Annotated in this window: 9 protein-coding genes; 3 read left to right on the top strand and 6 right to left on the bottom strand. The window is 72.2% G+C overall.

Annotated elements, in window-relative coordinates; translation table 11 throughout:
• Window positions 1-396: 396 nt before the first annotated feature.
• Window positions 397-570 (top strand): hypothetical protein, encoded by a 174-nt coding sequence (locus ACIA6A_RS24310; protein WP_396100128.1) that lies wholly within the window; start codon window positions 397-399, stop codon window positions 568-570.
• A gap of 774 nt (window positions 571-1,344) precedes the next feature.
• Here ACIA6A_RS24310 and ACIA6A_RS24305 read toward each other — a convergent pair.
• The 3 genes from ACIA6A_RS24305 to ACIA6A_RS24295 form a co-directional block, all read right to left on the bottom strand.
• Entirely contained in the window at window positions 1,345-1,743 is a 399-nt protein-coding gene (locus ACIA6A_RS24305; protein ID WP_396100127.1) for a hypothetical protein, read from the bottom strand.
• 136 nt (window positions 1,744-1,879) lie between these two features.
• Complete coding sequence (locus tag ACIA6A_RS24300; RefSeq protein ID WP_396100126.1) at window positions 1,880-2,803, bottom strand: pirin family protein; 924 nt, start codon at window positions 2,801-2,803, stop codon at window positions 1,880-1,882.
• Window positions 2,804-2,813: 10 nt separating this feature from the next.
• Complete coding sequence (locus ACIA6A_RS24295) at window positions 2,814-4,112, bottom strand: acyltransferase (RefSeq protein ID WP_396100125.1); 1,299 nt, start codon at window positions 4,110-4,112, stop codon at window positions 2,814-2,816.
• 127 nt (window positions 4,113-4,239) lie between these two features.
• Here ACIA6A_RS24295 and ACIA6A_RS24290 point away from each other — a divergent pair, with 127 nt between their 5' ends.
• Both ACIA6A_RS24290 and ACIA6A_RS24285 read left to right on the top strand, forming a co-directional pair.
• On the top strand, window positions 4,240-5,232 hold the full coding sequence (locus ACIA6A_RS24290) for a hypothetical protein (protein WP_396100124.1): 993 nt from the start codon (window positions 4,240-4,242) through the stop codon (window positions 5,230-5,232).
• Window positions 5,233-5,252: 20 nt separating this feature from the next.
• Window positions 5,253-6,485 carry a cytochrome P450 gene (locus ACIA6A_RS24285; RefSeq protein WP_396100123.1) on the top strand — a complete coding sequence of 411 codons (1,233 nt, stop codon included), beginning with the start codon at window positions 5,253-5,255 and terminating at the stop codon, window positions 6,483-6,485.
• Window positions 6,486-6,599: 114 nt separating this feature from the next.
• Here the strand turns inward: ACIA6A_RS24285 and ACIA6A_RS24280 are convergent, their stop codons facing one another.
• From ACIA6A_RS24280 to ACIA6A_RS24270, 3 genes are all read right to left on the bottom strand, one after another.
• Window positions 6,600-7,670: a glycoside hydrolase family 43 protein gene (locus ACIA6A_RS24280; protein WP_396100122.1), complete on the bottom strand. Its 1,071-nt coding sequence runs from the start codon at window positions 7,668-7,670 to the stop codon at window positions 6,600-6,602.
• Between the two features lie 151 nt (window positions 7,671-7,821).
• Window positions 7,822-8,805, bottom strand: a complete 984-nt coding sequence (locus ACIA6A_RS24275; RefSeq protein WP_396100121.1) for a WxL protein peptidoglycan domain-containing protein — start codon at window positions 8,803-8,805, stop codon at window positions 7,822-7,824.
• Between the two features lie 78 nt (window positions 8,806-8,883).
• The gene (locus tag ACIA6A_RS24270; RefSeq protein ID WP_396100120.1) at window positions 8,884-10,062 is read right to left on the bottom strand and encodes an HtaA domain-containing protein; all 1,179 of its coding nucleotides are present in this window, start codon (window positions 10,060-10,062) and stop codon (window positions 8,884-8,886) included.
• Window positions 10,063-10,134 lie beyond the last annotated feature (72 nt).

Below are 10,134 nucleotides of genomic sequence, written 5' to 3'. Positions count from 1 at the left end.
TTACATGAGCGTGGCTAAATGTTTCGGGCGCGTAGAACGGTCGATAAATTAAGCCATTCTTAAACCCCGGCTGAGAACAAAGGCAGAAATCCCCCGGGTACGCGATTCCGTGCGCCCCGCACGATCAACCCTGTGCACACGTACGGTGAGCGTGTCGAGGGACACGTCGGGCGGGCACGGATCTTGACGGGTGCGGGTGTCACGGTTGGTGGGACGGGCCGACCCGATGCTGTGCGGGTCTGCTGCGGCTGCCGCGACGGGCCACAGTGGGCGTCCCCATCAGGGTTCGCCCGCGGAAGTGACAGATACACGACAGTGATTGCCCGGCCCCGATCCCACGATGCGGCGGCCGCCCCCGGCCCACACCCGCACGACACCGATCGAAAGGAGCGCCCCATGCCGCGCCTCGACCTCGGCGCCGTCCGCGCCACGCTCACGACGATCCTGCGCCACCTGGACACCTGGACGTTGTCCACCCTCAATTCCCCGGCCCTCAATTCCCCGGTGCTCAATTCCCCGGCTCTCAGCGTCCTGGCCGCGGACTCCCAGGCCCGAGCCGCCCGCTACTGACAGCCCGCGGCCGGCGATTCCCCGCCCGCTGCTGCCTACCCGCTGCTGCCTGCCTGCTGCTGCCTGTCCGCTGTCGGCCGCCCGCCGTTGGTCGGCTACCGCTGGCCGCCCGACACCCGGTGCTGCTGCCCGCTGCTCTCCGCCTCCTGCTGGCGGGCCGCTGCCCGCTGCCCGCTGCCCGCTGCCTGCCACCCAACCCCCGCTGTCCCAACCCGGCCGTCCCAACTCCGGCCGTCCCAACCCCCGCTGTCCCAACCCGGCTGTCCCAACTCCGGCCGTCCTAATTCCGGCTGTTCCACGCCCCGCTGCCCGCCGCCAGCGCTGGCGGCCAACTCCGCTGCTGGAGGCCGGCCCCAACCCTCGCCGTTGGCGCCTGGTCAGGATCTGACATCGGACCCCGCGGTCCGGCCGGAAGGCGGCAGGCATCAAGCCCCCTGGCGCGCGCGAACCGCCCCCGATGAGCGCCGCCAGGGACATAGAAACGGTGGCGGGTGCACCCGCCACCGTTTCGCCCCGCGACTGGTTCGCCCCGCGACTGGTTCGCCCCGCGACTGGTTCGCCCCGCGACTGGTTCGCCCCGCGACTGGTTCGCCCCGCGACTGGTTCGGGCCTTCCTCGGGCTTCGCCTCAGCGCACAAACCTCCTCAGCCCGTTTCCTGTCTTTCGCTCGCGTCCCTGTCCTCCCCGCACGCTGATTCGCAGGGCCTCGTGCCGTCCGCCTGCCAGCCCGTCCTGATGGTGTTCGCCGACGCGGTCCGGGTGGATGTCTCTTGGTCAGAGGCGCCCGTCCCGGGTGAAGTGCCCGACCGAGGTGGGCAACGACAGGCCGGCGTCGGTCAGAGCGTGCAGCAGGGCGATCAGTTCGGGTCTGGTGAGGTCCGCCGAGGGCTCGGGTTCGTGGTGGGGCACGCCGATGGCCCGGGCGGCTTCGACGGCCCGTGCTGCGATTGCCGCTTCGACGGACCAGAGGCGGTGGGCTCTCAGGGCGAGCTGGGCCGAGCTGGTCAGGTCGTTGTGCAGGCGGAGCAACCGGCGCAGGTCGGTGGCCAGCCGTTCGATGGGCGGCCCGAGGGGCTGCGGTTGCGTATCGTCCCGGCGGGGCCAGGCCCGGCTGACCGCGGCCCACATTCGCGGCGCCTGGAAGAACGCGGCGCCGAGGAGAGTCGGTGTCACCGCGATGAGGGCGAGTTTTCCAAGGTCGAGCAGGCTGATGGCGTGCTCCTCCCGGCAGTGCGGAAGTTCCGTTCCTCCCGACGATCCGCCGCGCCGCCGCCAGCGTCAACCCACATGTGAGCCGGGGGGAACCCGGTCAGGAACCGTCGCGGCTCCGCCCCCGGGACACGAGCCTGGTGATCGGCATCGGCGGGGCCGGGATGCTCGCCCCGTCGTAGCCGTGGACCTGGCCGAACCGTCCGTCCGCCCCGCTCACCCAGGACGTCCGGGCCGCGACCACCTCCTCGTGGGTACGGGCGACGTAGTTCCACCACATCACCAGTTTCTCCTCGAACGGCTCGCCGCCGAGCAGCAGGACCTTCGTCTCGGCGGCCGCCCCGAGGCTGATCTCGTGGTGCCCGGCGCCGAGGTAGAGCAGCGGGCCCGGTTCGAGGGGCACACCCTGCACTGTCGCTGCGCCGTCGAGTGTCAGGACGGCGTACTCGAAGTCGGTCCTGGTCCTGATGGTCGCGTCGGTGCCGGCGGCGACGGTGATCTCCGCGCCCACCAGCGGGGTGTGGCAGTGAGCGGGGGATGTCGCACCGGCCAGTGTTCCCATGAGGACGGTCACCCTCAGGCCGTCCCCGGTGACGACCGGGAGGTCGGCGTGGTGGGCGAACGCCGGCGCCGTGGTGCGGTCACGGTCCGGAAGGGCGACCCACAGCTGTACGCCTTTCAGCACCGGCCCGTGCTCCGCCGGGGTCTCCTCGGAGTGGGAGATGCCTCGCCCGGCTGTCATCAGGTTGAGTTGTCCCGGCCGGATCTCCTGCCGGTTGCCGAGGCTGTCGCGGTGCAGCACCTCGCCCTCGAGCAGCCACGTCACCGTCTGCAACCCGATGTGCGGGTGCGGCCCGACGCGCATGCCCGGCGTCCCGGCGAGCTCGTGCGGACCGAACGCGTCCAGGAAGCACCACGCGCCCACCATGCGCCGGTCCTTGTTCGGCAGCGTCCGGACGACGCCCATGCCCCGCGGGCCGCCCAGCGCGACCGGCATGCCTTCCAGCATCTCGACGTCGCCCATGGCACAGACGCTACCGCTGCCGTACGACAACTCGCAGCGACACCAGCCCGGCCCCGACGGCGATCATGGCCAGGGCGAGCGGTGCGGTCACCGGGAGGCCTACCAAAGTCGAGGTACGCCCGTCCATCAGACCGCCCAGCCCGACGATGGATACACCGATCACGCCGAGCGTGCACAGCGCCGCTCCGATCGCGGCGGTGACCTGGCGTTCTCCCGGTGCCGAAGGACGGATCGGCCGCGGGTTGTCGAAGCGCCGGAACACCGCGACCAGACCGAGCGTCAGCAGTGCCGCCGCCCCCAGCCAGATCGGCCGGGTGAGCCACCAGCCGGTCGTGCCGGCGCTGCCGCCGATGCCCGTGCGGAACAGCGCCAGCAGGACGAACGCCGCGCTCAGGTGCCACAGGAACGCGGTCATGGCCAGGCCGTTCGCGGCCACGACCGCCCGCCAGACCCGGGCCCGGGCCAGCCATCGCGTCGCCGGGCCGCGCAGCAGCATCGCCAGGCCGGTCAGCCACACCGCGTGCGCGGCGAGTGCGACGGTCGGCGGCGACATGTTCGACAAAGGTTGACCAGGAACACCGACCATCGATACCGGGTACGGGCCGAAAGTCGTCAGAAGCAGCAGCGAACCCAGACCGATGGCGGCTAGTGCCCGGCCGTGCCGCTGGAGCAAGCTGTCCGCATACAGGAACCCGAGCTGGTGCACCCCGGCCCAGACGATGAACAGGTTCAGCACGGCGGGCCCGGGGTGGTCGTGCAGACGCAGCAGATCGACGACGGCGGCCGCGCCGAGCAGCACGAGCGGCACCCGCACCCCCCACCGCCGGTGCAGGCGCACCATCAGCGGGGCGAGGGCGACAAGTCCCAGATAGACACCGAGAAACCACAACGGCTGCACCACCGTACGCAGAGCGAGGCGCACCATGCCCACATCCTGTCCCGCCAAGCCCGCACCGATCGCGATCAGCACCCACACGCCGAGGAAGACCGCGGCCGGGCGCAGCAACCGGGAGACCCGCGAGCGCACGAAGTCGGTGTATCGATTACCCCGCCGCTCGATCGAGGCGATGGCTCTCGCGTGGGCGAAGCCGCCGACCAGGAAGAAGATCGGCATCACCTGCAGCAGCCAGGTCAGGGGCTGCAGCACGGGCACGACGGCGAGCACGTTGGTGATCCCGGTGCCGTCCTTCTCGGGCACCGCCATGAGCCAGTGGCCGCCGATGACGACTCCCAGGGAGCCGACCCGCAGCAGATCCGCGTAGCGGTCCCGGGTGACAGGGGTGCGCGCCGCGAGCGTGGCAGAGGTCATGACGAAGACCCTGCCAAGACGCTGACCTGCGCGGATGAGCACGCGTACCCAGCGGTGCCGAGTAGCCGCACTGCAGGCCCCGATGACCCGGCGTAGTGTTGCCCGATTCGCCGACAAGGAGGTTGATGTGTCGCTTCGCCCTGTTTTCGCCGTGCTAACGCTCGTCGCCGCCCTCGCGGGGTGCGGGGGCGGGCCCACCGAGCAGGCCGCCGGCCCGGGTCCGTCCGGCCCGGCAGCGTCCGGATCGACAGCGTCCGGATCGACAGCGTCCGGATCGACAGCGTCGAGCCCGGCCGGTCCGGCACCCGCACCTGAACCCTCGACCCCCGCCGCGCCGGCCCAGGAACTGCCGCAGGGCGGTACGACGATCTTCCCGACGTACCGGGTGGTGGCCTATTACGGCACTCCGGGCAGCGGGACGCTCGGTGTGCTGGGCGAGGGCGGCGCCGACGCGATGCTCCCGAGGCTGCGCGCGGCGGCCAAGCCGTTCGCCGGCGACCGGAAGGTGCAGCCGGCCTACGAGCTGATCGCGTCCGTGGCGCAGGCGAGCCCCGGCGAGGACGGCGACTACAGCCGGATGATCTCCATGGACAAGATCCAGCGGTATGTCGACCAGGCCCGGCGCAACAAGGTCCTGGTGATCCTCGACCTGCAGCCGGGCCGGGGCGACTTCCTGGCCCAGGCCGAGCAGCTGGAGCGGTTCCTCGTCCAGCCGCACGTCGGCCTCGCGCTGGACCCGGAGTGGCGGATGCCCAAGGGCAAGGTTCCCGGCCGGACCATCGGCACGGTCGGCGCGGCCGAGGTCGACCGGGTGTCCGACTACGTGTCCGGCCTGGTGGAGCGCCACAACCTGCCCGAGAAGCTGTTCGTCCTGCACCAGTTCCGCACGTCGATGCTGCCCGACATCGCCAAGATCCAGCAGCGACCCGGTCTGGCGATGGTCCAGCATGTCGACGGCTTCGGCACCCGCTCCGAGAAGGACGCCACCTGGGAGCGCCTGCGCCGGCCGCAGCAGTTCCACCTGGGCTACAAGCTGTTCTACGACGAGGACATCAAGCGTTACAGCGCCGCCGATCTGCTGAGATTCAAGGACGTACCCGAGCTGGTCAGCTTCCAATGAGTCATGAGGAGGGGAGCGCGGTGACGGTCGACTTCACGGAGCCCGGGTTCCTGCAGGATCCGTATCCGGGGCTGGCCCTGCTCCGGCGCCAGGGCCCGGTCACCTGGCACGAGCCGACCGGCAGGTGGCTGGCTGCCGATCACGCGACGGCCGGCGCGGTCCTGCGGGACAGGCGGCTGGGCCGGTTCTGGCAGGACCGGGAGCCGGCGGGCGTCTGGGAGCCGTTCAACCGGCTGCACCGCAACCAGATGATGGAGAACGAGCCACCGGTCCACACCCGGCTGCGCTCGCTGGTCGCCAAGGCCTTCGCCCGGGGTCACGTCGAACGCCTCCGGCCCGCCGTCGCCGCCGAGGCGGCCGCCCTGGTCCGGGCCGCCGGCCCGCGCTTCGACCTGCTCACCGCCGTCGCCGGGCCGCTCGCGGTCACGGTCATCGCGGAGCTCCTCGGTGTCCCCGTCGCCGACCGCCACCGGCTGCGCCCCTGGTCCGCGGCGATCGTCCGGATGTACGAGGTGTCCCGGACCCCCGAGCAGGAAGCCGCGGCTCTCGACGCCTGCCGCGAGTTCGCCGCCTACCTCGCCGACCTGGCCGCCCGCCGCCGGGCCGACCCGCGCGACGACCTCATCAGCCACCTGGTGGCGCAGGAGGGCACCGATGGCCAGGAGCGCACCGATGGCCAGGAGCGCGCCGGTGGCCAGGAGCGCGCCGGCGACCGGCTCTCCGGCGACGAGCTGGTCGCGTCCGCGATCCTGCTGCTCAACGCCGGTCACGAGGCCTCGGTCAACGCCCTCGGCGGTGGCGTGGTCGCCCTGCTGCGACACCCGGAGCAGCTCGCCCGGCTGCGGGCCGACCGGAGCCTGATCCCCACCGCCGCGGAAGAGATGATCAGGTACGACCCGCCGCTGCACCTGTTCGTCCGCACCGCGGCCGCGCCGGTGGAGCTGGCCGGCGTGACCATCCCCGCCGGTGGCCAGGTCGCCGCCCTGCTCGGTGCCGCCAACCGGGATCCGGCGGTGTTCGCCGATCCGGACACCTTCGACGTCGGCCGCGATCCCAACCCGCACCTGGGCTTCGGCGCGGGCCTGCACTTCTGCCTCGGCGCCCCGCTCGCCCGCATCGAGCTCCAGGCCGGCCTCACCGCCCTGCTCGACCACGCACCCGGCTTCGAGCTGGCCGCCGGGCCGGTCCACCGCCCCACGTTCGTCCTGCGCGCGTACACCGCCGTGCACCTGACGTCCGGAGGTGCGGCCTGACGGAAGGGAGGCCGTGCCCGTCCTGGCCGGTGCCGGGTGCGGCGGCAGCCCTGACGGGCGCAGACCGCCGTCGAGCGGCTCGGCGGCGTACGCGAAGGGGGCCCGTGCAGGGTCCTATTCGAAGAACTTGATGCTGTAACCGGTGTCCGTGGGCGCGCCCGGGACGTTGGCGCGGCGGTAGGTGACGGTGGGCCACCAGCTGAACGTGCCGGTGTACCAGGAGCGGTTGGCCCAGGTGTACTCCGTGCCCACGGGGACGGCGTGGAACATCAGCGGGAAGCGGGCGCCGGCCGGGGGACTGGTGTTGATGTCGCCGTTGAGCAGGACGAACGTGTGGTGGCCGGGGCCGTTGACGGTGCGGGTGGGGTCCCAGCCGGCCATCATCGTGGCGCGGTTGGAGCCGAACAGGCAGCCGTTCGACTTGTACCAGTCCCAGACGTACATGGGGTCGCCGCCGGCTCGCAGGCGCAGGTCCGCGACGCAGTACTGGTCGCTCCAGCTGCCGTTCGCCGAGTAGGTCACGTGCAGCTGGCCGTTGGGGTCCTTGACGGCCTCCGGGCCCTCGTTGATGAACGGGTTGCCGACGACACGTTCCCAGCTCTCGCGCGGCTGGGAGATGACCGCCCGGTCGCCGGTCGCCGTCGTGGGGCTGCTCATCCTCGCGATGTACAGGTTCTGCTCGACGTTGGTGGTGCCCGCCCAGCCGGACCAGACGACGTAGCGCTGTCCGTTGAAGACGAGCATCGTGCCGTCGATGGCCCAGCGGTCGTCCGGCAGGTTGAGTTTGGTCGCGGCGCCGTAACCGGAGTCGGCCGTGGCCGAGCTGATCACGTACATGCGGTGGGCCGGGCCCGTACCCATGGTGAAGTAGATGTAGTAGCGGCCGCCGTCGACGTGGATCTCCGGGGCCCAGACCTCACCGAGGCGCTGGGTGTCGGTGAAGACCTGGCGGGTGGCGGCGGCGGCCAGGCCGGCGGGGGATGTCGCCTGCCGCACGGCGATGCCGCCGTTGAGCGACTGCACCGAGATGTACGTGCCGCCGACGCGCAGCACGCTCGGGTCCGCCGCGCGGATGCTGGTCTGGGCGGCGTCGGCGTGCTCGGCGGACGTCACCAGCTGGGCGGCGCCGAGCACGCCGGTGAGGACGAGGACGGTCAGGACGGCGAGAGTGCGGGACAGTCTCATGGGTCACGATCCGGGGGTCGGCCGCCGTTTTCGACGCCGGGCCGGCGGGGGAGCCGGCCCTGGGGATGGCGTCCGGACCGGGCTGCCGCGTGGCGGACACGAGGGGGAGCAACCCTGCCGTCCGTAGCCTCCGGCCGCCGGCTCGGCGTTGTCAATGCGTCGAGGGCGATCCCGCCCTTTCCTGACGGCGGCGGCGGATCATCCGGTACGCGAGGACGAGCACCGCGAGGCCGGCGAGCCCGACGAGCAGCCACGGCCAGGCCCAGACGCTCGTGGTCCGCTCGGTGGGGGACAGCCCGGCCGGGGTGACGGTGACCTGGGCCGCGAGCCGGACCGTGGGCTGGACGCCGGTGATGCGCTCGGTGACCGTGAGGGCCGCACCGGGCAGCAGTTCGGGGATCGGCAGGGCGGCGGTGCCGGCGAGCTCCCAGCCGAACGGGCCGGTCACGCGCACCGTCCCGGCGCCGCTGAGCCGCAGGTTGCCGGAGTTCCGCACGCGGTAGGTCACCAGCATGTCGCCGCCGGTGGCCGGGTTCGTGGACGGGGTGTACCGCAGCCGAACCGTGTCGATGGTGAGTCCCGGGGTGACGTCACCGCTGACCGTGACGTAGACGCGGGCCGCGACGCGCCGGTCGACCAGGACCTTCTGCCCGGCCGCGTCGGTCTGTTCCTCGGTGAGCGAGGCGATGATGCCGCCCGCGTGGTCGCCCGGGGTGGCCGTGCGCGGCACGGTCAGCGTGAACGGCACGTCGAGGCGGGTGTTGGCCGGCACCGTGTACGACGTCGCCCCGAGACTGATCCACGATCCGATGTCGACGGCCTGCTGCGCGGCCGGGAGCAGGGCGAACGAGCCGTCGTCGGTGGTGTACGCGTCGGTCCCGTACACGGTGAAGCTCTGAGGTCCGGTGCTCAGGTTGGTGATGGCGACGAAGTCGGTGACGCGTTCGCCGGGGGCGGCCCGGCGGATGACGTAGTCCCGGCCGTCCGGCCCGTCGGCGGTGGACGGCTGGACCGACCAGCGGGCGTCGGACCCGGCCGCCGCCGGGGCGTCAGCCGGCGCCGCGGAGCCGGTCGGTGCCGGGGTGGGGGCCAGAAAGGGCACAAGTACGGCGGCCAGCACGAGCCGGGTGATCATGGAACTCCTTACTATGGCGGTGGGCCGGCCGGGGGTAGTTGCGGTACCCCCGGCCGGTTCCGCTCACCGAGGGCGATCTCAGGCGAGCGTGAGGGTGAGCACCGCGCTGTACTCGCCGGCCGCGCTGGACTCGGGGATGCCGAGGTTCAGCGCCGCGCCGCAGGTGGAGCTGCCGAGGCTGCTCCCCGTCTCGGCGCTGCAGAGGGTCCGGCTGGTGCCGAGCCCGCTGCCGGGGGCCACCGGGCCACCGGCCGCCACCGCGTTCCTGACCCCGTCGGCAGCCTTGAGGCTGCTGCCGGCGACGGTCGCGGTGGGCGTCCAGCCCAGGTTCTCCGCGGGTACGGATCCCCCGGCCGCCGACGTGAAGTCGGTGACCTGGCCGACCAGGTCCCATCCGGCGTTGGTGCCGCGCAGGTCGCTGACCGTGACCGCGTTGAGGTTGCCGGTCGCGGTCTGTCCCGGCGTCGCGGCGGACAGGGCCACCGTCTCACCGGCCGACGTGAGCGTGAGCGCCCCGCCGGTCACCGCGGCCGTGATCTTCTGGGTCGCCGAACCGGAGCCGGGGGTTTCCGGGCCGGGGGTTTCCGGGCCAGGGGTTTCCGGGTCGGTCGGCTCGGTCGGCTCCTCGGGCTCGGCCGGTCCCGCCACGGCCGAGGCCGAGGCGGTCACCGGGTCGAGGGCGGTGCCGGCGGTGTAGAAGCCGGCGAACGCGCTCGCGCCGTCAGCGGTCAGGGTTGCGGCCAGACCGTTGAAGGAGACGTCGCCGCCGGTGACCGTCGGTGCCGTGGTCACCAGCGTGGCGATCTCGGCCTGGTCGAGGTGCTGCTCGGTGGTGCCCCCGTTGGCCACGAGGTCCACGTCGGCCAGCAGGGATCCGGTTCCGTCGCCGTCCACGACCACCGTCGGGTTGGCGACGGTGATCTCGAACATGTGCGCCGGGTACGAGAACACCACGGTGCCGCCGTAGCTGACGCTGGCGGTGCCCGCGGCGACGTCGTACGTGCCGCCGGTCGCCGGGAAGTCGAACGTCCCGTCGGCGTTGCGGGTCGCCCCGCCGCTGGTGGCGATCGGCGGGGTGCCGTTGCCGGTGGAGACGTACGCCCGGAACGAGGACTTGAAGCCCCAGTCCAGGCTGCCGCCGGACACCTCGGTGGGAGCGGCCAGGGCGGGCGACGCTCCGAACAGGACAGCCGCGGCGCCCAGGCCGGCGGCGCCCAGCAGCATTGCGGCCCGATACGAGCCGGGTGATGTGCCCATGTGAGTTCCTTTCCAGTGGAGGTGCCGGTTAGGGTAGCCTCACCTAACCGCAGAGATCAAAGAGGGGAGGGT

Source organism: Actinoplanes sp. NPDC051494, assembly GCF_044454705.1.
In the GTDB taxonomy this organism is placed as follows: Bacteria; Actinomycetota; Actinomycetes; order Mycobacteriales; family Micromonosporaceae; genus Actinoplanes.
Note: the sequence above shows the minus strand (reverse complement) of the source record. Positions and strands in the feature narration are given on the sequence as shown.

Excerpts from the sequence above, each read along its gene's own strand:
- ACIA6A_RS24310 (WP_396100128.1), top strand. The coding sequence starts at position 397 with ATGCCGCGCCTCGACCTCGGCGCCGTCCGCGCCACGCTCACGACGATC.
- ACIA6A_RS24300 (WP_396100126.1), bottom strand. The coding sequence starts at position 2,803 with ATGGGCGACGTCGAGATGCTGGAAGGCATGCCGGTCGCGCTGGGCGGC.
- ACIA6A_RS24295 (WP_396100125.1), bottom strand. The coding sequence starts at position 4,112 with ATGACCTCTGCCACGCTCGCGGCGCGCACCCCTGTCACCCGGGACCGC.
- ACIA6A_RS24280 (WP_396100122.1), bottom strand. The coding sequence starts at position 7,670 with ATGAGACTGTCCCGCACTCTCGCCGTCCTGACCGTCCTCGTCCTCACC.
- ACIA6A_RS24275 (WP_396100121.1), bottom strand. The coding sequence starts at position 8,805 with ATGATCACCCGGCTCGTGCTGGCCGCCGTACTTGTGCCCTTTCTGGCC.
- ACIA6A_RS24270 (WP_396100120.1), bottom strand. The coding sequence starts at position 10,062 with ATGGGCACATCACCCGGCTCGTATCGGGCCGCAATGCTGCTGGGCGCC.